This window comes from Rodentibacter caecimuris, assembly GCF_010587025.1.
In the GTDB taxonomy this organism is placed as follows: Bacteria; Pseudomonadota; Gammaproteobacteria; order Enterobacterales; family Pasteurellaceae; genus Rodentibacter; species Rodentibacter caecimuris.
The window spans coordinates 2,223,321-2,249,212 of record NZ_CP040863.1; the positions used below are offsets into that span (position 1 = coordinate 2,223,321).

The window sequence follows — 25,892 nt, forward strand, 5'->3', positions numbered from 1 at the left end:
TTAATGAATTAGGTAGTTTAATGAAACCGATTTTTGCTAAATCTCCTCCTTTAGGATTCCGCTTGGTTCTTGCGGTGATTGCTTCTACCGGTCTTATTTTGGCGGATGGGCAGGATTCGATGAATAGGGTTCGCAGTATGATGGAAACCGCTGTCGGCGGTTTGTATTATTTGGCAAATAGCCCGCGTACCGTATTAGACGGCGTATCGGATAATTTTGTCGATACTAACAAATTACAAATCGAAAATAAGGTATTGCGTGAACAGCTTCGTGAAAAAAATGCGGATTTGTTGCTGTTGGATCAAATTAAAGTCGAAAATCAGCGTTTACGTTTATTACTCAATTCGCCGTTAAGAACCGATGAATATAAAAAAATTGCGGAAGTGTTGACGGCTGAAACGGATGTATATCGCCAGCAGGTTGTTATTAATCAGGGCGAAAAAGACGGGGCTTATGTAGGGCAACCGGTCATTGATGAGAAAGGCGTGATAGGGCAAATTATCTCAGTAGGGGCTAACACCAGTCGTGTATTGTTGATGACGGATGTAACCCATTCTATTCCTGTTCAAGTACTGCGTAACGATGTACGTGTGATTGCGAGTGGAACCGGGCATACCGACGAACTTACGCTTGATAATGTACCACGTTCAGTGGATATTGAAAAAGGCGATTTATTGGTGACATCAGGTTTGGGGGGGCGCTTTCTTGAAGGCTATCCCGTAGCAGTGGTGCAAAGTGTATCCCGTGATGGAACAAATTATTTCGCAACGGTAAAAGCCAAACCGTTAGCATCTTTAGAACGTTTACGCTACGTACTTTTACTTTGGCCAAGCACCCTAGATATATCAAAAGTAAAATCAATGTCGCCGGAAGAAGTACGCGAGCTGGTTCAAAAGCGGTTGGAAAGCCAAGCCAATGAGATGAACAATAAAGTGCGCAAAATGAAAATCACCGAAGAACAAGAACCCAAAATCGAAAATAATAAAGAAGAAATTGAACCTGAAATTCCGACCGAAACACCGCAAGACGAGCCTGTTTCACCGGAGCAACGGGAATATCGGGAGGAAGGCTGATGCAAATGCGCTTTTTGCAATGGGTAACGATACTCTCCTTCTTTATTGTCGCCCTTGTTATGGAACTTGCACCTTGGCCAATAGGCTTTCAAGCGTTTAAACCCGCTTGGTTAATTTTGGTGCTAACCTACTGGGTATTAGCTATTCCTAACAAAGTCAGCATTGGCATTGCTTTTTTACTTGGCGTGATTTGGGATATTGTACTTGGTTCAACCCTCGGTATTCATGCGCTAGTGCTTTCAGTCGCTTTTTACTTTATTGCTAAAAATTATCTAGTGCTTCGTAACCTTTCCTTGTGGTTTCAAAGCCTATTGGTGATTATTTTTGTGTTTTTTATTCGTTTTGCCATTTTTCTTGTGGAATTATTTTTACACAGTGCAGTGTTTAATTGGCAGGAAATTTTTGGCGCTATTGCCTCGGGTATATTGTGGCCATGGATATTTTTATTAATGCGAAAAATGCGCAGAAAAGTCGGGCTAAGTTGAAATCAGAAGAGTAGTTTTTATTCAGCAGACTGTATAACGATAGAAATAAAAGGGAAACATTTGTTTCCCTTTTGTTATATCTAATTTTTGTGATTCTATCAGACCATTACGAACGTTTCATAATTTCAAAAAACTCTTCATTGGTTTTTGCAACACCGAGTTTGTCAATGAGCCATTCCATTGCTTCCACTTCACCCATTGGGTTAAGGATTTTGCGTAGAATCCACATTTTTTGCAATTCGTCAGGTGTGGTGAGTAAATCTTCTTTACGTGTTCCCGAGCGATTGAAGTCAATAGCTGGGAATACGCGTTTTTCGGCAATTTTACGGGAAAGATGAAGTTCCATATTACCGGTTCCTTTAAATTCTTCGAAAATTACTTCATCCATTTTTGAGCCGGTATCGACAAGTGCGGTCGCAATAATCGTTAAACTACCACCTTCTTCTACATTACGGGCGGCACCGAAGAAACGTTTAGGACGGTGTAATGCGTTGGCATCCACACCACCTGATAAAATCTTACCGGAAGCCGGTGTAACCGTATTATAAGCACGGGCCAAACGGGTAATGGAATCAAGTAAAATTACCACATCTTTTTTATGTTCGACGGAACGTTTAGCCTTTTCGATCACCATTTCTGCCACTTGAACATGGCGTGCAGCCGGTTCATCAAAAGTAGAAGCGATCACTTCCCCTTTTACCGAGCGTTGCATTTCCGTTACCTCTTCCGGGCGTTCATCAATTAACAGAACGATGAGCTCGCATTCCGGATAATTATGGGTAATGCTTTGAGCAATATTTTGCAGTAGCATGGTTTTCCCGGCTTTTGGAGGCGCAACAATTAAACCCCGTTGACCTTTACCAATCGGTGAGGCTAAATCCAAAATACGGGCGGTTAAATCTTCGGTTGAGCCGTTACCCCGTTCCATTTTGAGACGGGAGTTGGCATGGAGCGGTGTTAAGTTTTCAAAGAGAATTTTACTACGGGATACTTCAGGCTTGTCATCATTGACTTGATCAACTTTAAGTAGAGCAAAATAGCGCTCACCTTCTTTAGGCGGTCGGATTTTACCTTCAATCTTGTCACCGGTTTGTAAGTTAAAACGACGAATTTGGCTTGGTGAAACATAAATATCGTCAGGACCCGCTAAATAAGAACTGTCGGCAGAACGTAAAAAACCGAAACCATCGGGTAAAATTTCTAACACGCCGCCGCCAAAGATATCTTCACCGCTTTTGGCATGTTGTTTTAAGATTGCAAAGACAATATCTTGTTTACGCAAACGAGCTAAATTTTCTAAGCCCATTTGCTCTTCGCCAAGTTTCACTAGATCCGAAACAGGCGTATTTTTAAGTTCTGTTAAATGCATAATGAATAATTGTTGGGATTGTTAAGAGTTGAGTTAATTGAATGGTGGAGTACTATCCTAAAATTTTTGCGTAAGGTATCACTAAAACTGCATACTGTCTAGTTGTCAGCTCAAACTTTTATAAATTTATTTTATTTTTTGCGATATTGCCCCGGAGTTAATTGATAATATTTTTTAAATGCTTTCCCAAAATTACTTTCCGACTGAAAACCGCAATTTAATGCAATGCTGAGTACGGATTGTTGGGAGTGTTTAAGTAATTCCGCCGCCTTTTGTAATCTAATATGATTGACAAAATTATATGGGCTGACACCGAGTTGCCGATTAAATAATCGTATAAGTTGAGCTTTGGATAAATTTGCTATATGGCAAAGGGTTTCAATTTTCCACCCCTGCTCAGGTTTTGCAATAATATTGGATATCACATTGTAAAGACGTTTATCGCGTAATCCGTTCAGTAATCCGTTAAGCTGGGCATTATCCTGTTGTAAATAGGCACGAATTAGTAAGGTTAGCAATACGCTGAGTAAGGCATTAATAATATTTGCGGAGCCGGCTTGATAATCATCAGCTTCCCGTTGCAGTATGTCAAGTAAGGGGTTTAAAGTGGCATCTTGTAAATTTAATAAAATAACTTCAGGTAGGTTATTAAATAATTCCGATTGTTTATCATAAGTAAAATTGGCACAAAATAAGCTGAAATCAGGCGATTCACCGCCGCATTGTTTCAACGTAAATGCACCGTTAGAAATAATATTTATTTTACTCGGCCCCTTGTAGTTAGGCTGGTGTGTTAAGGCGTGACCTAATGAATGAGGGAGAAACACCACGTCGTTAGCCTTAAGTTTTATTGCATTCACCATCCCGTCAATATGTAAATATCCCTCTCCTTGTGAAACGATATGCACAATTCCATGGCAGGTTTGCCTCTCATGGCGGATATACCAAGAGTCCTGCAATTTACATTGAACGTTAATGCTACCGGATATTTGAGCAAATTTAATGAGTTTATCGAGAATATCCATTATTTACCTCTATAAATAAAAATAGGGAGCCGACTCCCTATTTTCGTTTGCATTATATATTTTATTAAGCCAAGCCACCTGCTTTTTTGCGCAGAACTCGATTTGCACATTCTGCCGCTACGGTTAATCCGCCTGCCATCATAATAATGTCTTTTAAGATCAAACGTCCGGCGGCAGATAAATAAGGGAAGCCATAATTTGGTGTAGGTAAATCACCGCCTAAATTTGGTACCCAGGTTTCCGGTGTGGTAATCAGGAACGAAAGCGTAACAATTGACATACCGAAGGTCAAGAGTCCGCCAATCAACCCGAGGTTGGCATTCCAAATTCCCATCAGGGTTAAAATACCAATGCTCACAATCACCACGCCTAATCCGTAAGAGAAGGTATAAGTACCGTTTTGCTTATGCCATTCGATATTTTTTTGTACCATTTTTCCTTCAGGATTCTTGTGTAACACATATTCTTTAACCATTTCGCCTTTTTCATTTGGTGCGTATTTATCGCTATTATTATAAAAAAAGCTCATAAAAGGGCTATTGGATACGAAATGTGCAATTCCGTCTGCTTCGTATTGGAAGGCTTTTAAGCCGCCAATCCAAGCCATAACAATAAAAATGGCAATTCGAATAAAATTAATAAATTGACGTTGCCAAGGGGCAATAATTTTAGCAATAAATTCAATCAAAGCTTGCATAGATAACTCCTAATTATTAATGATAAATCAGCTTTAAATTTTAAGACAATTAAGTCAGCGTTATTAGACGATTTGTCTTAATTTATCCATAAATTGTCTCATTTTATCATCGGAGATATTGGCGATTTCTTTAAAATATTTCACTTATTTAGGGGGAATTGATAAAATGCCCCTTTCAAAAATTCCGTATATTTTGACCGCACTTTGGGGTCATTGATGATAAGAAAGAGGATATTATGGCACTTTGGGGTGGGCGTTTTACACAAGCGGCAGATAAGCGTTTTAAAGATTTTAATGATTCATTACGTTTTGATTATCGTCTCGCCGAACAGGATATCGAAGGATCAATCGGTTGGTCGAAAGCATTAGTAAAAGTGAATGTCTTAACGACGGATGAACAACAAAGGTTAGAGCAGGCATTAAATGAATTATTGATCGAAGTGCGGTCGAATCCACAAGCAATTTTGCAAGATGAAGCAGAAGATATTCACAGTTGGGTGGAAAGTAAACTGATTGATAAAGTCGGTAATCTTGGAAAAAAATTACATACCGGACGTAGTCGTAACGATCAAGTCGCACTTGATATTAAAATGTGGTGTAAACAACGTGTGATCGAATTACAGGATTCAATTCGGAATTTACAACGTCATTTAGTGCAAACCGCTGAAAATACCCAAGAGGCCGTGATGCCGGGCTACACCCATCTTCAACGTGCGCAACCTATCACTTTTGCCCATTGGTGTATGGCTTATGTAGAAATGTTTGATCGGGATTACACCCGTTTGAGCGATGCTTATAAACGCATGAATACTTGCCCGCTTGGTAGTGGTGCATTGGCGGGGACGGCTTATGCGGTGGATCGCGACACACTTGCTCAAGATTTAGGGTTTAACTTTGCGACCCGTAATAGTTTGGACAGCGTGTCGGATCGTGATCATATCGTAGAATTACTTTCTACAGCCTCCCTGAGTATGGCACATCTTTCCCGTTTTGCGGAAGATATGATTATTTTTAATAGTGGAGAAGCAAATTTCGTCGAATTATCGGATCGTGTAACTTCAGGTTCATCTTTAATGCCACAAAAGAAAAATCCGGATGCCTGCGAATTAATTCGTGGCAAAGCTGGTCGCGTAATGGGCGCGTTAACCGGAATGTTGATGACTTTAAAGGGGTTACCGCTCGCCTACAACAAAGATATGCAAGAAGATAAAGAGGGCATTTTCGATGCCTTGGATACTTGGCAAGATTGTTTGGACATGGCCACTTTCGTATTGGACGAGTTAAAAGTGAACGTTGAACGTACCCGTGAAGCCGCCTTAAAAGGCTATTCAAATGCGACTGAATTGGCTGATTATCTTGTTGCTAAAGGTGTACCTTTCCGTGATTCCCATCATATTGTGGGGGAAACAGTGGTGTATGCGATTGAAAAAGGCAAAGGGTTGGAAGATTTAACTATTCCGGAATTTCGTCAGTTTAGCGAGGTGGTGGGAGATGATGTGTACAACATTCTTTCCCTGCAATCCTGTTTGGATAAACGTTGTGCAAAAGGCGGCGTTTCTCCATTACGAGTAGCAGAAGCCATTGCAGAAGCGAAAGCAAGATTTGCCTAAGCAATAAAATAAATAGAAAGTGCGGTGGGAAAAATAGTTGAATTTCTCGGTATTATGCAGCAGAGGCGCAAAAGATTATTTTGTACGTTTACTACCGCTATTCATAATCAGGCTAAAAATGACCGCACTTTGGTTTATAAAAATATACGCTAATGTATGAATTAAAATCCTCTATAGCGAAAAAACTAAGGGAATTTTTTTATGGAAGTACGGTTGAAAGTTATTTAATAAGTATGGGTTAGCTTTTTTGGTTTCAATAGGTGCAGTAGCCAATAGGGAGCATTCTAACAGCTTAAAGTAAGGTTATCATTAACACTTTTAAGATTAAAAAGCCCAAGTTTCTGTAATAAAACCATAACATTTAAAAAAAATTGGCATTTACAATAAAATATATGTAAAGTAGGCGCACGATTCTTCCAATTTCAAATTCAGGACATACACTGATGAACAGCAGACAGCAGACAGCAGACAGCAGACAGCAGACAGCAGACAGCAGACAGCAGACAGCAGACAGCAGACAGCAGACAGCATAAAGCATAATTTTTCTTTCTCCTTCCGCCAGGAAAAGGTTAGGTGGAATTCTATTTACAAAAAACTCAAGATTGAGGGTTCTTGTATCAAGAACCCTCAATCTTGAGTTTTTTGTATTTTAGTCTCTTCAAAAAATTCAGGTGTTGATGGCGTTAGGCGTGATTTTTCAACATCGCCCGAGCGTTTTCGACAATATTATTTTTCCTCGGTTGTTTGGATTGGATGCCCCATCTGCTATGGAGTTGTGTAGTGTGAAGGAAAAGTAATTTTATTTATTGAATCTCAACAATTTTATTAACTATTAAAGAGGTTAAGTATGAACAAAACATTGCTTTGTCTCGGCGTGGTAGCTGCATTGACTGGCTGCGCACGAGATGTGAATCAGCCACTAGAAACGTGGAGTAATTTTGAACAAAGCAAAATTAATGCTCAGCAGTTGGAGGAAAACCAATCTTTGGCTGTATTTTATCGTCAGGATGATGTACAAGGCCCGGCGGTCAATGTGTATGTTGACGGCAATTATCAAGCCTCATTACTGCCAAATGCGTACACACCGGTAGTGGTTTGTGCGGACAAACATTTATTCAGTGCCTCTTATAGCAGTAACGGCAAATTTGGCAATCGTACGCAGGGGGTGAACTATACACTACCGGTCAACCAAACAATGTATATCAAAGTAAGTCAACAAAACGGTAAACTCGTGTTTAACCAAGTGGAAGGTGCGGTCGGAGAACAGGAAGTTTCTCAATTAGCTAAAGAAAATCAAACCCTTTCACGCGTTCCTGCCGCAGGGAATTGCGGTGCAGGCATATTAGCGGTGGAGTCATTGGAAGCGGGCGCATTATTCGATTTTAACAAATCCAATTACAACGACATTTTGCCGAACGGCAAAGAAAAAATTGAAGAATTTGCCGAGAAAGTCAAATCCATGCCATCAATTAGCAAAATAACCGTTTCCGGTCATACAGACCCGATAGGTTCGGCAAGCTATAACCAAGCGTTATCACAAAAACGGGCGAATACCGTGAAATTAGCATTACAAAAAGCAGGTGTAACCGCGCCGATTAATGCGGTGGGTTACGGTAAAGCGGAACTGGTGGTAAGCAATTGCGATGCCTATAAAGGCGCACAACGTAATCAGTGCAACCAACCAAATCGCCGTGTAGAAATCGCAGTTTATGGAAACTAATGATTAAGGAGTATTTATGTCAACCACATTAAAAGTATTAAGTGCTAAAAAAGTGATAGCCAGCCACCAAATTACTCAAGGTGAAATGTTGGTTATTGAAGCAAGAGATAAATCAAATTACCAATTAATTGACAACCAAACCGGTCTTGGTCCACAAAATATCATCGCTAAACGTGAAGGAAAGGATTTAAAACTCTTTTTGGAAGACGGCGATATGAGCGCAGATGTAGTGATTAAAGGTTACTACGGTGATGAAAATTCAGAAGAAGTAAGCAACTTAATTGTTGGTCAACATGAAAATGGCGGCATTTATGCCTATGTACCGGAATCCGGCTTAAAATCGGATGCGGTGAGTATGTTAGCAGAAGAAGTGGCTGCACCACAAGCGTTAGGAGGTGAAGATCTAGCGAGTGCCTTCTGGGCGTTTAACCCGTGGTGGTTATTAGCGTTAGTTCCATTGGCAGCAGGTATTGCGATTGCGGCAAGCAATGGCGGAAGTAGTGGCGGCGGTAATGAGAATACCGACAATACAGCAGATAAACCAACGTTAGATGCTAAAACTGATGGTTCGGTAACCGTAAAACCTGGCGCAGACAACACGAAAGTTGTGGTGAAATATACTGATGAAAACGGCAATGAAAAAACAGCAACCTTGACGAAAGATGCAAATGGCAACTGGACATCAGACAATCCGGACGTAGCACCAAAAGGTGACGGCTCATTCACTATTCCAGCAGATAAAGTAAAAGACGGTTCTAAAGTAACAGCAATCGGTACGGATGATAAAGGTAATACGGCGGATGCTGATGCAACAACGGCGGGCAATAATCCGGATACAACGGCGGATAAACCGACCTTAACCCCGGAAACCGACGGTTCAGTTAGCGTGAAACCGGGCGAAGACAATACTAAAGTCGTGGTGAAATATACCGACGAAGACGGTACGGAAAAAACCGCAACGTTAACTAAAGACGCTGACGGTAACTGGACATCAGACAATCCGGACGTCACGCCGAAAAATGATGGCACATTTACCATTCCGACAGATAAAGTGAAAGACAGCTCTGAAGTAACGGCAATCGGTACGGATGATAAAGGTAATACGGCGGATGCTGATGCAACAACGGCGGGCAATAATCCGGATACAACGGCGGATAAACCGACCTTAACCCCGGAAACCGACGGTTCAGTTAGCGTGAAACCGGGCGAAGACAATACTAAAGTCGTGGTGAAATATACCGACGAAGACGGTACGGAAAAAACCGCAACGTTAACTAAAGACGCTGACGGTAACTGGACATCAGACAATCCGGACGTCACGCCGAAAAATGATGGCACATTTACCATTCCGACAGATAAAGTGAAAGACAGCTCTGAAGTAACGGCAATCGGTACGGATGATAAAGGTAATACGGCGGATGCTGATGCAACAACGGCGGGCAATAATCCGGATACAACGGCGGATAAACCGACCTTAACCCCGGAAACCGACGGTTCAGTTAGCGTGAAACCGGGCGAAGACAATACTAAAGTCGTGGTGAAATATACCGACGAAGACGGTACGGAAAAAACCGCAACGTTAACTAAAGACGCTGACGGTAACTGGACATCAGACAATCCGGACGTCACGCCGAAAAATGATGGCACATTTACCATTCCGACAGATAAAGTGAAAGACAGCTCTGAAGTAACGGCAATCGGTACGGATGATAAAGGTAATACGGCGGATGCTGATGCAACAACGGCGGGCAATAATCCGGATACAACGGCGGATAAACCGACCTTAACCCCGGAAACCGACGGTTCAGTTAGCGTGAAACCGGGCGAAGACAATACTAAAGTCGTGGTGAAATATACCGACGAAGACGGTACGGAAAAAACCGCAACGTTAACTAAAGACGCTGACGGTAACTGGACATCAGATAATCCGGACGTCACGCCGAAAAATGATGGCACATTTACCATTCCGGCAGATAAAGTGAAAGACGGCTCTGAAGTAACGGCAATCGGTACGGATGATAAAGGTAATACGGCGGCTGCTGATGCAACAACGGCGGGCAATAATCCGGATACAACGGCGGATAAACCTGTTATCACGGCTGAAAATGACGGTTCTGTAACAGTAAAAGCGGGTGATGATAATGTCATAATGGGAGTTAAGTTCAAAGATGAAAATGATAAAGACCAAACTGTTGCTATAAAGAAAGAAAATGGTGAGTGGATCTTATTCTTTGATACTACTGGCAATAACGCGACGGTTGATAAGGATTCTGGCATCGTTACAATTCCGGCAGATAAAGTGAAAGACGGCTCTGAAGTAACGGCAATCGGTACGGATGATAAAGGTAATGCGGCGGCTGCTGATGCAACAACGGCGGGCAATAATCCGGATACAACGGCGGATAAACCTGTTATCACGGCTGAAAATGACGGTTCTGTAACAGTAAAAGCGGGTGATGATAATGTCATAATGGGAGTTAAGTTCAAAGATGAAAATGATAAAGACCAAACTGTTGCTATAAAGAAAGAAAATGGTGAGTGGATCTTATTCTTTGATACTACTGGCAATAACGCGACGGTTGATAAGGATTCTGGCATCGTTACAATTCCTGCGGATAAATTAAAAGACGGTGGGGAAGTTAATGCAATAGGTCGTGATGATCTCGACAATCGGGCTGATGCAGATCCGGTAAATGCAGGTGCAGATCCGAAAGATGCAGGCGTTGATAACACCAACGGTGATGGTGTAGTTTCAACAACATCGGCAGATGAAGGTCAAAATGTAGTTACTACCGTAAAATTGACTAACAACAACGGTAACGACAAACTGGCGTTTAGCTTACCAAACGGAGCGGCTCAAGGTGAATTAAGCGAGGCAGACTTTGACAAAGACGCGATCACTTTCAGCAATGGGGTAACAATGAATGCAGATGGTACATTAAATGTGCAGGCAGGAGTAACCGAGTTTACCATTACGACCCCGGTGAAAGCGGATAATACAACTGAAGGAGCGGAAAAGGGTAAATTTACGGTAGGGGGTGTTGAAGGTAATGAAATTACTGTTAACGATACCTCGGAAACACCTGTGGATCCGGCAGATAAACCAACCATCACATCACAAGATAATGATGGTAAAGTAACAATTGAGCCAGGTGCAGATAACAACAAAGTTGAAATCAAATTCAAAGATGAAGATGGCAATGATAAAACTGTTGTAGCGGAAAAAGGTCAGGATGGTAATTGGACTGTCACTAATGACGATGGTACAGGCGCGACGGTTGAAAATGGTAAAGTGGTCATTCCATCAGATAAAGTGAAAGATGGTGAACCGGTGAATGCAACAGGCACAAATACCTCAGGTAATACTGCGGATGCGGAGGCGGTTAATGCAGGCACAGATCCGAAAGATGCAGGCGTTGATAACACCAACGGTGATGGTGTAGTTTCAACAACATCGGCAGATGAAGGTCAAAATGTAGTTACTACCGTGAAACTGACTAATAACAACGGAAACGAAAGTTTACCGTTTAGCTTGCCGAAGGGCACGAATCCGGGTGAATTAGGTGAGGCTGATTTTGAAGCACCAACTTTCAGTAATGGTGTGACACAAAACGCAGACGGCACATTAAACGTTCCGGCGGGAGTAACCGAGTTTACCATTACAACACCGGTGAAAGCGGATAATACAACCGAAGGTGCAGAGAAAGGTAAATTTACCGTAGGCGGTGTTGAGGGTAATGAATTTACGGTTAACGATACTTCAGCAACTCCTTCAGACACAACGCCACCGGCTGCCCCAACTGTTACAGCAAGCACAACGGATGGTTCGGTAGTAGTGACCCCGCCAACTGATGCTGATACATCAAAAGTGGATATCACTTATACAGATGAAGGAGATCAACCTCAAACAGTCACCGTCACAAAAGGTAATGACGGAGTTTGGGGCATCCCACAAGCAGCGAAAGATAAGGGTATAATAGTCGATCCGGCAACAGGTGAGGTGACGATACCTCAAGATGGCGTAAAAGATGGTTCGGAAGTAAAAGCGACAGCAACGGATACATCAAATAATGAAAGTCCGGAAGGTAAAGGCACGGCAGGAACGGATAGCAAGAATGCAGGTGTCGATCTAAGTACGGATGATAACGGTGCAAGCGTAGGTGTAGTCTCGACCACGCCGGTAGATGAAGGTTCAAATGTGGTTACCACAGTGAAATTGACTAACAACAACGGAAACGAAAGTTTACCGTTTAGCTTGCCGAAGGGCTCGAATGCAGGTGAATTAAGTGAGGCGGATTTTGAAGCGCCAACTTTCAGTAATGGCGTAACACAAAATCCGGATGGCACATTAAATGTTCCAGCGGGAGTAACCGAGTTTACCATTACAACACCGGTGAAAGCGGATAATACAACCGAAGGTGCAGAGAAAGGTAAATTTACCGTAGGCGGTGTTGAGGGTAATGAATTTACGGTTAACGACACATCGGAAACACCTGCAGATCCGGCAGACAAACCAACCATCACATCGCAGGATAATGATGGTAAAGTAACGATTGAACCGGGTGCGGATAATAATAAAGTTGAAGTTACGTTTAAAGACGAAGACGGCAATCCGAAAACTGTGGTTGCGGAAAAACAACCGGATGGTGGTTGGACGGTGACCAATGATGATGGCACAGGTGCAACCATTGTTGGCGATAAGGTTGTTATTCCAGCAGATAAAGTGAAAGACGGCGAACCGGTAAATGCAAAAGGTACGAATGACGCGGGTAATTCAGCAGATGCGGACTCGGTAAATGCTGGCACTGATCCGAAGGACGCTGGTGTTGATAACACCAATGGTGATGGCGTAGTCTCAACAACACCGACAGATGAAGGTCAAAATGTAGTTACTACCGTGAAACTGACTAATAACAACGGAAACGAAAGTTTACCGTTTAGCTTGCCGAAGGGCACGAATCCGGGTGAATTAGGTGAGGCTGATTTTGAAGCACCAACTTTCAGTAATGGTGTGACACAAAACGCAGACGGCACATTAAACGTTCCGGCGGGAGTAACCGAGTTTACCATTACAACACCGGTGAAAGCGGATAACACAACCGAAGGTGCGGAAAAAGGTAAGTTTAGCGTAGGTGGTGTTGAAGGGAATGAAGTAACAGTCAATGACACTTCTAAACAAGACGCTACTCCAACTATTGATATTAACAATATCGCAGGTCAAGCCCAAGTTGCTGAAGGTACTGACGGCTATGCACAATTCTTACCTTCGAATGTAACTACTGAAGAAATCAGCAACACGACAGAAAATGGCGTAACAACTATTGTTAAAGGCTTTACTGTTAGTGGCACAACAACGAATGTTCCGGATGGAACTCCTGTTATTGTAACAATTCTTGATAGTAAAGGTGCTAGCTATTATAGCACGCATGTAGAGGTTACTGGCGGTACCTGGTCAATTAAAGTACCTGTGGAAACGACCAAAACAACTGTTACCGGTTCAGGTGAAGATGAATTAACTGAAACCCAAACAGTTTATCACTATCCTAAATTTGATACGGAATATCGTGTTCTTGCAACCGTAAATGCTAACGGTATTGAAGTTACTGATGAAGATAAAACAGAAAGTGCGCCAATTGTTACGGATATTTATCTTCAAGATACGTTAACGGACGATGCACCGAATGTAGCAGACTTCTATACGGACACAGATAGATATGTCGGACGTATCGATGGAATGGCAGATACTGATGCAACGAAGGCGATTAGCCGTCAAACAGGTTTAACCAATGATCCAAAAGCGGCATTACACTTTACCCTTGATAAAGCGCTTCAATCCGGTCAGGTGGTTAAAGTTCTACGCTATACCATTGTTGATGGTCGTGAAAGTACGGTTGAAGATTTAACGGGTCAAATGACGAATAATGGTCTTGATTACACCGTTACACCGGCGAATCCACAATCAGAAACAACAAATACGTTATATCGCTATAAAGTGTTGGTTGAAGACCAAAATGGAGTGGATTTATCAGAGAAAGCATTTACATATCGATTGGATACTATTGTTGAAGCAATGGATGTCAAAGAGTTAAATGCAGATACCAATACCATGATTCTTCAAGCTGATGGTGTCTCTGAAATCGGTGCTACTATTAAATATAAATACCATAATGGTACGGGAGAAACTGCATTGAGCGATGCCGTAGATAATGGTGATGGTACTTATACCCTTAATTTGGCTAACTGGAATCGTAAAGTTGCCGGTAGTATCACAATTCAAGTCATTGATGCTGCAGGTAATGTATCTGAGACCAAAATTAATGCGGTAAGAAACCTGTTTACAGATTACACTGCAGAAAAAGGACCGAATCCAAATGGTCGTAACTTTGATGATGCGAATAATGCTCTTCCTGGTCAAACTACAGGAAGTAAGGATGAGGGCGTGTTTGTTTCAACAGATGGAAATGATACCTTAATTGTGGGTTTAGATAATTTTGGTGGAATGGGGAGTTACAATGGCTCTGTATCTCGTACAATTGGTGTAGGTTGGACAAATAAAATTGAGATGGGAGCCGGTGACGACCACATTCAAGTTCGTGGTAATATGCAGTCAATGGGAGCCGCGGCAGATGGTTACTTTGATATGGGTGAAGGAAATGACAAGATAACCTTTGGTGGTTCATTCATTATTGGTAACTATAATATCAGAATGGGTGAAGGTAATAACGTCATTAACTTTAGTGGTACAACTGTTCAAGCATTGGGAGCAGATATTAGTTTCGGAGATGGTAATGACGTACTACGTGCTGATGTCAATAAAGATTTCGCAGGAAGTAAAACAATTAGTTTTGGTAACGGCGATAATTATATGGAAGTTGGCGCAATGCACGATGCCAATACCATTACCTTTGGTAATGGCAATGACGTATTTATTGCTAAATCTGTCGGCACAAAAGCCCCTGCAAGTGGTGTGATCGACATGGGAGATGGCAATGATACTTTCTCTGTAAGCGGATTATTTGCACGCCAAGAAGCTAAATTAGGTGCCGGTGACGATGTGGCTATTATGGGTGATCGTATCGAAACAGGCGCTGATTATGGAAGACTTGACGGTGGCGATGGAAACGATACGCTGGTTTTAACGAAGTCCAATAGTAAAGTTAGCTTACAGAATGTATTGAACTTTGAAGTGATTGATTTAACTGTTCCAACAGCCCAAACTATCGGTATCAGTAAGGACTATATTACTCAGGCAAATGATACGACTAAAGCTATCTATATTAAGGGTGGTACAAATGATACCGTTGACTTTGGTGACAACGGAAAATATATCAATGGTACCAAATTTAAAGATGGTGGCGGTGCAATCAAAGCTAACTGGAATTTCTGGGAAAAAACCGAATCCGATGTGGTTCACGATGGTGTTACTTATGATAAATATACCTACCGTGCTGCAGATGGTTCTGTAAATGATGAAGCCATTTACATCCAACAAGGTATCCAAATTATTTAATAATTTGTATTCTTTAATCTAAATAAGTCCCCTGATGCTTATCGGGGGATTTTATCTATCTAACTTTTTGATTTTCTTGTAAAATACAAAATGGATAAGATTTAGCTACAGATGTAAGGGAAAACTATGAAAAATTTTTTATTTAAGCAGCGGTTATCGGTTGTTTTTGCCGGTTCGCTCATGCTTTTTCCATCCGCATTATTGGCGAAGACAACCTTAAATGAAATTCTTCAACACGCTTTTGTGGCGGATCCGACTTTGGATGAGGCGAAAGCAAATATTGAAATGGCAAAAAGTCAGACTAAGGTTTCCGAGGCGGGGCATTTGCCGATAGTGTCGGTTACGAATACCTCGGTGGCAAGCCAATACCATCGTGATACCAGTAACCGCCGTTCCGGTCCGGGAGTGAATGCCCGTTTAAATTTATATGCCTGGGGCGGTATTGAAGCCGAAATTGAACGGGATAAACACAGAGAAGGTTATTATCAGCATAAATTAACCGAAACCAGAGAAGTGATGGGGCAACAAATCGGTCAGTTATATTTAACCGCATTGCGTGCAAAAGATATGATTGCCGTCTATCAGGAAAGTCTGCAACGGCATAATAAAATTCTGAAGGATTTAACGGTTATTGCCGGTTATGATGAAGGACGTGCTTTTGAAGTTAATGAGGCACTGTCGCGTAAAAATCAAGTTGAGTCGAGTATTTTAATTCAGCAACGTATCATGCATTCCGCCTTAAATCAGTTAAGACGTTATACCAAAGGGAAATTAACCGAAAAGGATTTAGTCGATCCCTTTGAGAAAATAAATGTATCGGCGTTTATTAATCGTTTCCATAATCCGAAAATGGAACAAAACCCGAGCTATCTTGCTCAACAGGAAGAATCAGCCAGTGCCAGAGCAGCGGTGAAAGCCGCGAAAGCCAGACAATTACCGGCAATAAATCTAGAGGGAACGGCAAGCCGTCATAATCATGAAGTGTATATTAATATGTCATGGGATATTTATAATCCGGCGGCAAAATACAGCGAACAACAAAGTTACTATTCCCAAAAAGCGGCAGAGGCCAAGTTACGTGAAATTGAATTGAACATACAGGAACGCGCATTAACTTCCGAAGCGGATATGTTGCGCAACCAGCAGTTGATGACCGTAACGAGGAAGCAAATTGGTCTGCAACGTAATGTCGTGAAAGATAATGAATTACAGTTTGAAGTGGCGGCGCGGAGCCTGATTAATTTATTAGATTCTTACCAAGATTTAACCAGCGTACAAATCACAGAAGTGACGGCACGCAATGATTTCAGGGATGCGGCGTTGCTATATCTCGCTTCACAGGCACGTATCAGCCAGTGGGCGGGCAATAAAAGTGCGGTCAAATTTTGAGAAGTTTTGACCTGAACATTGGGGATAAAAAACTATCGTGTAGGCATCTCCATTCCACATTGAATTTAACATCCTAATTTGTCCGTGGTGATATCATCGCAGAAATCGGTTTAAAGATAGTAATAAGCTATGAATCGTTGGAGTTACTCCAAAACTATCTTATCGAAAGTATTTAAAATAAATTTAATATTATGAAATCTATTATTGAACATTTGGCATTGGTCACGCAATTGCATGGTAATCCCGTTGCGCAGGAAGCCTTAACAGCACAGGTTGTACGGGATCGGGATTTAAACATTAATTTCGCTTCATTAAGCGAAGTGTTAAGAACTTACGGGTTTGATAACCGAGTTTCCGAACGCAAACTGGAAGATATACCAAGCCTTGCCGTACCAGTGATGGCTATTTTGCATAATGAAGAAGCATTGGTGATTACCAAAATTGCCGGTAGTGGCAGAATGCGTGAGTTTACTGTGCGTCAATCCGATGCGGTGGAAAAGGTGTTGAGCTACGAGGAATTAAGCCGACTTTATTTAGGCTATTGTTGGTTTGTAAAGCCTAAAGTCGTGTCTGATATTCGTTCCGAACTGCCGGAATACCATATGCCGAAAGCCTGGTTTTGGAAAGTAATTTGGCGTTTTAAAGCCTATTACGGTCAAGTTGTGTTGGCGACTTTTATTATTAATTTCCTGGCGTTGGTTAGTTCGTTATACGTGATGAATGTGTATGATCGGGTTATTCCGAATAAAACCTATGAGACCTTATGGGCATTGAGTATTGGGGTTGTGCTTGCCATTAGTTTTGAATTTATGGCAAAAATGATTAGGGGACATTTAACCGATATTGCCGGTAAAAAAGCCGATTTGATTATTAGTGCGGCATTATTTAGACGAGTGATGGCATTACGTCTGATTGATAAACCGGCTTCCTCGGGATCCTATGCGAATAACCTACGGGATTTTGAATCGGTGCGTGAGTTTATGACGAGCGCCAGTTTGTTAGTATTGGTCGATTTACCGTTCTTACTGTTATTTGTTTTCGTCATTTATTTGGTCGGTGGGAAATTGGCGCTTGTGCCATTTGTGATTATTCCGACCGTTATTATTGTCGGTATTGCCGTACAACCGAAATTAGCGGCAAAAATTAATGAATCCATGCGGGAGGGATCACAACGTCAAGGACTGATTGTTGAAGCATTGGACGGAATCGAAACCTTAAAAGCCAATAATGCGACCAATTGGGCGCAACAACGCTGGGATATGTACACGGCAAAAACCTCGGCATCGCAGATAAAAGTGAAAGATTTAAGTAACTTTGTAGTGAATTTCTCGGTTGCTTTGCAGCAGTTGAATACGGTGTTTTTGGTAATTTTAGGGACATATTTAATTCATAGTCAGGACGAAGCCAGCCGTATTACTATGGGGGCATTAATCGCATCAGTGATTTTATCCGGCCGGGCTTTGGCTCCATTATCACAAATCGCCGGTCTTGCTACTCGCTTTCAGCAGGCGCGTTTAGCCTTAAAAGGTGTTGATGATATTATCAATCGCCCGATTGAGCGTGATGCACAACGGAAATATATCACCTTAAAACAGGTACAAGGCAAACTGAATTTTAACAATGTCAATTTCCAATACAATAAAGAAAGTGCCAATGCGCTGAACAAAGTGAATATTACGATTCAGCCCGGTGAAAAAGTAGCTATTTTAGGGCGGGTCGGTAGCGGTAAGAGTACCTTGTTAAAGTTAGCATCGGGGCTTTATGAACCGCAAAGCGGCGGAGTTACGTTAGATAATGTGGATCTTCGCCAAATTGATCCGAATTATGTGCGTAATCAGATTTCATTGTTGGGGCAGGCTCCCCGTTTATTTTTAGGAACATTGCGTGAGAATCTGGATATTGCCCGTACGGATAATTTCTCCAGTGATCAGGAACTGGTCAACGCATTACGCCGTTTCGGTTTAGAAACCTTGGTTAACAGCCATCCACGCGGATTGGATATGCCTCTGGGTGAAAACGGTCAGGGCTTGTCAGGCGGGCAAAAACAGTTGGTGGCATTAGCCCGTTTAACCATTAAAGATCCGCAAGTTGTTTTGTTGGATGAACCGACCAGCGATTTGGATCAGGGATCGGAAGAAATGGTATTGCAGGCTTTGGGGCACTGGGTGCGTAATCGAACAATGGTTGTTGTAACACATCGCATGCAAGTGTTGAAACTAGTGAGTCGTGTGATTGTAATGGAAAACGGAAAAGTCGTGATCGATGGCCCACGGGATGCCGTCTTGGCACATTTACAGAAAAATGAACAGCCAAAAACGCTAAATCGGAACCAAAGTACTGAACATACCGAACAGGAAAACGGTTCCTCGGAAAAAGTAAACGGGCAAGCGACTGAACAGGGAACAGAAAATGCATAATAATGATGAAGTAAAAAAAGCGGATTTAGCATTGATTAATGATTTAAATGCCGCATTACAAACGGAAAAACATCGAGGTATTTTCTCGGTAATTATCTTGTTTGCTTTATTTCTGGTGACATTTGTTATTTGGGCATATTTTAGCCCGCTAGAGGAAGTCACACGTGGGCAAGGTAGCGTGATTCCAAGCAGCCGTGAGCAGATCGTACAAAGTTTAGATCCCGGTATTATTCAGGAAATGAAAGTGAAAGAAGGGGATGTGGTTGAAAAAGGGCAGGTTCTTTTACTACTTGATGATACCCGAAGTTCGGCGATTTTGCGTGAGAGCGAAGCCAAAGTACAGAGTTTAAGGGGGATCGTTGCCCGCTTGAAAGCCGAAAGTTCGGGCGAGCCGTTAACATTTCCGCAAGACATTCCGCAAGAAATCAAAGATCGTGAAACGGCGGCCTATAACGCACGGCATAAGGCTATGCAGGATGCGATTAGCGGATTAAGCCAGAGTAAAGAATTACTCGACCGTGAAATCAGTATTACTCAGCCTATGGTGAAAAAAGGCGTAATGTCGGAAGTAGAATTACTGAGAATGATGCGCCAATCTTCCGATTTAGCCCAACAGCTTTCCGAACGCCATAATAAATATGTAGCGGATGCCAGTAATGAATTGGTGCAGACCGAGTCTGAGCTGGCTCAGGCACGTGAGAATATGGCAATGCGTGCCGATCCGGTAGAACGTTCGCAAATTAAAGCGCCGTTGCGCGGAGTGGTAAAAAATATCCGGATTAATACGGTAGGTGGTGTTGTGCAGGCAGGGCAGGATATTTTGGAGATCGTACCCTTGGATGAAGCCTTGTTAGTGCAGGCCTATATTAGCCCGAAAGATGTTGCCTTTATCCGCCCCGAACAACCGGCATTAGTTAAAATAAGCGCCTATGATTATGCGATTTACGGCGGGCTGGAAGGTAAAGTGGAATTAATCAGTCCGGATACATTGCAGGATGAACGTCGCCGTAGTGAGCTGAATTTGAATCCGGATCAGGCATACTATCGAATTTTAGTGAAAACCGATGGCAATCATATTACCGACCGTAACGGCAACCGCTTAAATATTACGCCGGGAATGACCGCTACCGTGGATATTAAGACCGGCGAAAAAACGGTGTTTCAATACCTGATTAAGCCGATTACAAGGATGAAGCAGGCGCTCCAGGAAAGATAAAGTGCGGTAGATTTTTTCGGTAAATGATTAATTTCCATTCCTGATGGGATTCCGACCGAATGCAGATAGGCGCAGATACTAAGTACAGCCTCTATCGTTTGTACATACCAAATACAGGGGAAAGATATGGCAAATTGACCTGTTACAAAAAAACACCGCCGAAAATGACCGCACTTTCTATGTAGCAGTGCAAACTTAAATTTTATCTCATAGGTAGGGATGCCATGCTAGTGTCCCTACATTTTCTTTAAATTGTGCATTTGCTACATAATGCCGTACAAGCGTGAAAAATTTGAGGGAAAAGAAATGCCTTTCGCGATTTGAGATCGGAAAGGCATTATAATTGGTTGCGGTTTTAGTCGGTTTTAGGGGGGATCACAGTTACATAATACCGGAATTTTTAACCGCACTTTTGCTTGGGCAAAAAGAATTAATCTCTAAAGTTATTAAACTGGAAAGGCTGCCCTAGTTCTGCGCCTTTTACAAGTTGAATCACAGCTTGTAAGTCATCACGGGATTTGCCGGTCACCCGCACTTGATCACCTTGAATTTGGGCTTGCACTTTAATTTTAGAATCTTTCACTAATTTCGTGATTTTCTTCGCCATTTCGGTTTCAATGCCTTGTTTCAATTTTATTTCTTTGGTGTAAAGTTTGCCGTGGTGTTCACTTTCTGTTGGGATATCCAACGAACCGTGTTCAATGCCACGCTTAACGAATGCGCCGATTAAGATTTCGATCAGTTGTTCAAGTTGAAACTCGGATTCCGTAGTAACTTTCACCGTCTCATTTTTTTCATTGAGTTCCATCACGGCTTCCACACCACGGAAATCATAGCGTGTACTTAATACGCGGTTTGCATTTTCTACGGCGTTACGCACTTCATGCATAGTAATTTCGGAAACAATATCAAAAGAGGGCATAATTTTCTCCTATTAACGTTAAATTCTATCTTTCGCACTTAGAAGACACAAAAGTGCGGTTAAGTCGGTGAAGTTTACCACAATTTGAGCTTGTTGTTGCACTTTGGGCTTGGCATGGAAAGCAACACCTAATCTGGCTACCTTCATCATGGCTAAATCATTAGCGCCGTCACCAATAGCAAGGGTATTTTCAGCGCTAATGCCGTATTCATCGCGTAAACGCTGAAGTGTGTAGGCTTTATATTGTGCATCGACAACATCGCCTTTGACTAAGCCTGTCAGTTTGCCATCCACAATGTCAAATTGATTGGATACGGCATAGTCTAACTTTAATAAATCTTTCAAATAATCTGCGAAGTAAGTAAAACCTCCTGAAGCAATGGCTGTTTTCCACCCGTGTTTTTGTAGGATTTTAAGAGTTTCTTGCAAACCGGGCATTAAGGGTAAATTTGCCCGAACTTCTTGTAAAATGCTTTCCGGTGCGTCTTTTAATGTGCTGACCCTGCGGCGTAAACTCTGTTCAAAATCCAGTTCGCCCCGCATTGCGCTTTCGGTAATTGCAGATACTAGTTCTCCCGTGCCGGCAAGCTTGGCGATTTCATCAATACATTCAATTTGGATGGCGGTGGAATCCATATCCATCACTAATAACCCCGGCTCTGACAATTTCGTTTCGAAGTTGAGGCGGGCAATATCTAAACCTAGCTCGTGAGCGATAGAAAGGAAAGTGTCTTGCCATTCCCCTTGAAGTAACACGACTGTATTTTTCGCGACATTCCAAGCATCAAAACACTGAAAATTTTGACCGCACTTTTGCTGAAACAGAGTCAGTGCGGAAAGGTTTAATTGTGTGCCGTAGAGAATGAAATTATCGGTTAATAAGGCAAGAGGAGATTCGGGCCAAAGTGCGGTCGGCAATATTGGGTATTTTTGTGTAATACTTGCAAGGTTTTGAATTTGCATAGAAAATCCTGTAAATTGTAAAATTAAAACTATTCTAGCCGATTTAAGGGCGAATTGGGGAAAATAACTTGCATTTAATCAAAGAAAAATTAACAAAATCCGTGATGCTGGTGCTGATCGTGATTTTTTGCTTTGCTGCGTTGGCGATAATTTTATTTGGTATTCAGCAATTTAAAATAGGTTCGCAGTTTGCCAATGTGAATCAGGTGTTTAATCTATCTCATATTCTCGTACGCCAACAAGCAAATTTGTTTTCTGTGCTGCTAGTTAATAATGCGCAATTTGAAAAACTGACGGAAAATTTAGATAATTTTGTGCAAGAGCATTTTGTGTTGGACGCTTCAATTTATAATGCACAAGGCAAATTATTGGCGCAAAGTACGGGCTCGGAAAGTTTACGTTTGCGTTTAGGGCTTGAAACCAATGAGGAAGAAAATACTAACCAGCAAATTGTTGAACCGATCTATTCTAACATGGGTATTCAAGGTTTTTTACGTGTCACCTTTGACGGGCAATATGCGCAAACCTCCCAAAGTAAAATTAATCAAATTTTTCGTCAACTTTACGGTGAGCTGATTGTCGTATTTTTATTAGGCGTAGTATTGGCGAGTTCTATTCACTATTTTTTAAGCCATTATCGTCGTGCTTATCGTAAAGCGAATGAACCTAAAAAAACACTCAATTTACCGATTAAATCTAATATTCAACGGTATCGTCAAAGACGGCGTAGAACATAATTTACAATAGATCATAGATATTGCATAAAATTTCAATTATTTTGCCTAAATGACGAAATAAATAAGGTAGAATAGGTAACAATTTACTTTAGACAGGAGAATAATATGGCAACTCGCAGACAATTAGCCAATGCAATCCGTTTCTTATCTATGGATGCGGTACAAAAAGCAAAATCAGGTCATCCGGGAGCCCCGATGGGAATGGCAGATATTGCCGAAGTGTTATGGCGTGATTTTTTAAAACATAATCCGACTAATCCTAAGTGGGCGGATCGCGACCGTTTTGTTTTGTCCAACGGGCATGGTTCAATGTTGATTTATAGCTTGTTGCATTTAACCGGTTATGATCTTTCGATTGAAGATTTGAAACAATTCCGCCAATTACATTCTAAAACACCGGGCCATCCGGAATATGGCTATGCACCGGGCGTTGAAACCACAACCGGTCCGCTGGGTCAAGGGATTACCAATGCGGTGGGCATGGCGATTGCAGAAAAGACATTAGGTGGTCAATTTAACCGTGAAGGCCATGATATTGTCGATCACTATACTTATGTATTCTTAGGCGACGGTTGTTTAATGGAGGGCATTTCTCACGAGGCTTGTTCTTTAGCTGGTACGCTCGCTTTGGGCAAATTAATTGCTTTTTATGATGACAATAATATCTCCATTGACGGTCATGTTGACGGTTGGTTTAGCGATGACACCGCAGCCCGTTTTGAAGCTTACGGTTGGCAGGTTATTCGCAATGTGGATGGTCATGACGCGGAACAAATTCGTGCGGCTACCATTCTCGCCCAAGCAGAAAAAGAGAAACCGACCTTAATTATTTGTAAAACTGTGATTGGTTTTGGTTCACCGAATAAATCCGGCTCTCATGATAGCCACGGCGCACCGTTGGGTGATGAAGAAATTGCATTAACCCGTCAAGCGCTAAATTGGGATTATGCCCCGTTTGAAATTCCGGCGGAATATTATGCCGAGTGGGATGCAAAAGCAAAAGGTGCGGCAGCGGAAAAATCTTGGGAAGAAAAATTTGCCGCATACGAAAAAGCCTATCCTGAATTGGCAGCAGAATTTAAACGCCGTATGAGCGGAGAATTACCGAAAGATTGGTCAATATACTCTCAAGCCTTTATTGAAAAATTACAAGCAAATCCGGCGAGCATTGCAAGCCGTAAAGCCTCACAAAATGCGATTGAAGCCTATGCGCAGGTATTACCTGAATTTTTAGGCGGTTCGGCTGACTTAGCTAGTTCTAACCTAACCTTATGGAGCGGCTCAAAACCAATCCGTGCACATAAAAATATTGATGGCAACTATATCAACTATGGTGTGCGTGAATTTGGTATGTCTGCCATCATGAACGGTATTGCTTTACACGGCGGATTCATTCCTTATGGCGCAACTTTCTTAATGTTCTATGAATACGCCCATAACGCAGTGCGTATGGCGGCATTAATGAAACAACGCGCATTGTTTGTTTACACCCACGATTCTATCGGCTTAGGCGAAGACGGTCCAACCCATCAACCTGTTGAGCAAACCGCTTCATTACGCTTAATTCCAAATCTTGAAACCTGGAGACCTTGCGATCAAGTTGAATCGGCAGTAGCGTGGCAGCAAGCGGTAGAACGTCAAGACGGCCCGAGTGCATTAATCTTCACCCGTCAAAACCTTGCGCAAATCGACCGCACTTCCGAGCAATTAGTCAATGTTGCGCGCGGTGCTTATATCTTAAAAGACAGTAAGGGCACACCGGATTTAATTTTAATTGCAACAGGTTCGGAAGTTGAACTTGCAATCAAGGCGGCAGAAGTGCTTACGGCAGAAGGCAAAAACGTGCGTGTGGTTTCTATGCCAAGTACCAACCGTTTTGATAAACAAGATGAAGCATACCGTGAAAGTGTCTTGCCTTCTTCTGTGACTAAACGTGTAGCGATTGAAGCGGGTATTTCCGATTTTTGGTACAAATACGTGGGCTTTGGTGGTCGTATTGTCGGCATGAGTTCATTCGGTGAATCCGCCCCTGCCGATCAATTATTCAAATTGTTCGGTTTCACCGTGGATAATGTGGTGGAGACGGCGAAAGAAATTCTTTAATTTTAAACTTAGAAAGGTGGGATATGTCCCACCTTTTTTATATGATAGTTCTTTTTTGATCGGAAAATTCGTTCTATCCTTTATTCTTCTCCGCTTGTTACATTCACCCCTTTTCCTATTTGGTAAAACTGTCCACCTGCAATATAGTGCAGGGTTTTCAGTTCATCAGGTGCATCATCGAATTGCCAATGTCCCTTGTTAAAAATACGATCATCTGCCCATGCTGCAAGCACTTCACCGATAAACATATCGTGTTTCTCGTGATTTTCAGGTTCAGGGATCACTTTACAGATAATCCAAGCAGCACAGCCTTCCACCAAGGGGATATCAAAATCTGCTTGATAAAATAGCCTTAATTTGTCTAGTTTGTCCGGATTTTCTTTACGACTCAGCCCCATTTCAACGACTAATTTAGCTTGTTCAGCGATGGGAATTTGTACGGCAAAATAACCGCTCTTTTCAATCAATTTTCGTGTATAAGCGGCTTTGTCGATGATTATCATTAATTTGGCTTTCGGTAGATAATCCACAGCACAGACCCAAGCCGCAGACATCACATTTTCAATGTCCTCTACTTTAGCAGAAATCATCGTTGTCGGACCATGATTGATTAAGCGATAAAATTTTTCCAGTTCAACAGGTTTAATTGCCATTTT

At 42.0% G+C, this 25,892-nt stretch carries 16 protein-coding genes; 10 read left to right on the forward strand and 6 right to left on the reverse strand.

Features of this window, described 5'->3' with window-relative positions:
• The first annotated feature begins 20 nt into the window (after positions 1–20).
• Positions 21–1,073 (forward strand): rod shape-determining protein MreC, encoded by a 1,053-nt coding sequence (gene mreC / locus FEE42_RS10945; protein WP_164028564.1) that lies wholly within the window; start codon positions 21–23, stop codon positions 1,071–1,073.
• Positions 1,073–1,558, forward strand: a complete 486-nt coding sequence (gene mreD / locus FEE42_RS10950; protein ID WP_059367488.1) for a rod shape-determining protein MreD — start codon at positions 1,073–1,075, stop codon at positions 1,556–1,558. Before mreC ends, mreD begins: the two co-directional genes overlap by 1 nt.
• A gap of 106 nt (positions 1,559–1,664) precedes the next feature.
• Here mreD and rho read toward each other — a convergent pair whose 3' ends face one another.
• The 3 genes from rho to FEE42_RS10965 all read right to left on the reverse strand — a co-directional run bounded on the left by rho (position 1,665) and on the right by FEE42_RS10965 (position 4,649).
• Positions 1,665–2,927 carry a transcription termination factor Rho gene (rho, locus tag FEE42_RS10955; protein ID WP_018355393.1) on the reverse strand — a complete coding sequence of 421 codons (1,263 nt, stop codon included), beginning with the start codon at positions 2,925–2,927 and terminating at the stop codon, positions 1,665–1,667.
• 131 nt (positions 2,928–3,058) lie between these two features.
• Positions 3,059–3,952 (reverse strand): AraC family transcriptional regulator, encoded by an 894-nt coding sequence (locus FEE42_RS10960; protein ID WP_077582292.1) that lies wholly within the window; start codon positions 3,950–3,952, stop codon positions 3,059–3,061.
• A 64-nt stretch (positions 3,953–4,016) separates the two neighbouring features.
• Positions 4,017–4,649, reverse strand: a complete 633-nt coding sequence (locus FEE42_RS10965; RefSeq protein ID WP_077582293.1) for a DUF417 family protein — start codon at positions 4,647–4,649, stop codon at positions 4,017–4,019.
• A gap of 236 nt (positions 4,650–4,885) precedes the next feature.
• Between FEE42_RS10965 and argH the strand changes: the two genes are divergently transcribed.
• The 6 genes from argH (at position 4,886) to FEE42_RS10995 (ending at position 20,511) form a co-directional block, all read left to right on the forward strand.
• Positions 4,886–6,259, forward strand: coding sequence for an argininosuccinate lyase (argH, locus tag FEE42_RS10970; RefSeq protein ID WP_164028567.1), 1,374 nt, complete (start codon positions 4,886–4,888; stop codon positions 6,257–6,259).
• 847 nt (positions 6,260–7,106) lie between these two features.
• A complete protein-coding gene (locus tag FEE42_RS10975) occupies positions 7,107–7,979 on the forward strand; it encodes an OmpA family protein (protein WP_059367472.1) in 873 nt (290 codons plus the stop codon).
• Between the two features lie 16 nt (positions 7,980–7,995).
• Positions 7,996–15,489 carry a hypothetical protein gene (locus FEE42_RS10980; protein WP_164028569.1) on the forward strand — a complete coding sequence of 2,498 codons (7,494 nt, stop codon included), beginning with the start codon at positions 7,996–7,998 and terminating at the stop codon, positions 15,487–15,489.
• 126 nt (positions 15,490–15,615) lie between these two features.
• Entirely contained in the window at positions 15,616–16,878 is a 1,263-nt protein-coding gene (locus FEE42_RS10985) for a TolC family protein (RefSeq protein ID WP_237184429.1), read from the forward strand.
• Positions 16,879–17,069: 191 nt separating this feature from the next.
• Positions 17,070–19,295, forward strand: coding sequence for a type I secretion system permease/ATPase (locus FEE42_RS10990; RefSeq protein ID WP_164028571.1), 2,226 nt, complete (start codon positions 17,070–17,072; stop codon positions 19,293–19,295).
• On the forward strand, positions 19,288–20,511 hold the full coding sequence (locus FEE42_RS10995) for an HlyD family type I secretion periplasmic adaptor subunit (protein WP_059367466.1): 1,224 nt from the start codon (positions 19,288–19,290) through the stop codon (positions 20,509–20,511). Before FEE42_RS10990 ends, FEE42_RS10995 begins: the two co-directional genes overlap by 8 nt.
• 430 nt (positions 20,512–20,941) lie before the next feature.
• Here the strand turns inward: FEE42_RS10995 and FEE42_RS11000 are convergent, their stop codons facing one another.
• Positions 20,942–21,433 carry a YajQ family cyclic di-GMP-binding protein gene (locus tag FEE42_RS11000; RefSeq protein ID WP_077582933.1) on the reverse strand — a complete coding sequence of 164 codons (492 nt, stop codon included), beginning with the start codon at positions 21,431–21,433 and terminating at the stop codon, positions 20,942–20,944.
• Positions 21,434–21,451: 18 nt separating this feature from the next.
• Complete coding sequence (gene serB / locus FEE42_RS11005) at positions 21,452–22,396, reverse strand: phosphoserine phosphatase (RefSeq protein ID WP_164028573.1); 945 nt, start codon at positions 22,394–22,396, stop codon at positions 21,452–21,454.
• Between the two features lie 68 nt (positions 22,397–22,464).
• On the opposite strand from serB, the gene FEE42_RS11010 reads away from it, so the two are divergent.
• Both FEE42_RS11010 and tkt read left to right on the forward strand, forming a co-directional pair.
• Positions 22,465–23,133, forward strand: coding sequence for a YtjB family periplasmic protein (locus FEE42_RS11010; RefSeq protein ID WP_164028575.1), 669 nt, complete (start codon positions 22,465–22,467; stop codon positions 23,131–23,133).
• A 105-nt stretch (positions 23,134–23,238) separates the two neighbouring features.
• A complete protein-coding gene (tkt, locus tag FEE42_RS11015) occupies positions 23,239–25,236 on the forward strand; it encodes a transketolase (RefSeq protein ID WP_164028577.1) in 1,998 nt (665 codons plus the stop codon).
• An 80-nt stretch (positions 25,237–25,316) separates the two neighbouring features.
• Here tkt and FEE42_RS11020 read toward each other — a convergent pair whose 3' ends face one another.
• A complete protein-coding gene (locus FEE42_RS11020; protein WP_164028841.1) occupies positions 25,317–25,889 on the reverse strand; it encodes a flavin reductase family protein in 573 nt (190 codons plus the stop codon).
• Positions 25,890–25,892 lie beyond the last annotated feature (3 nt).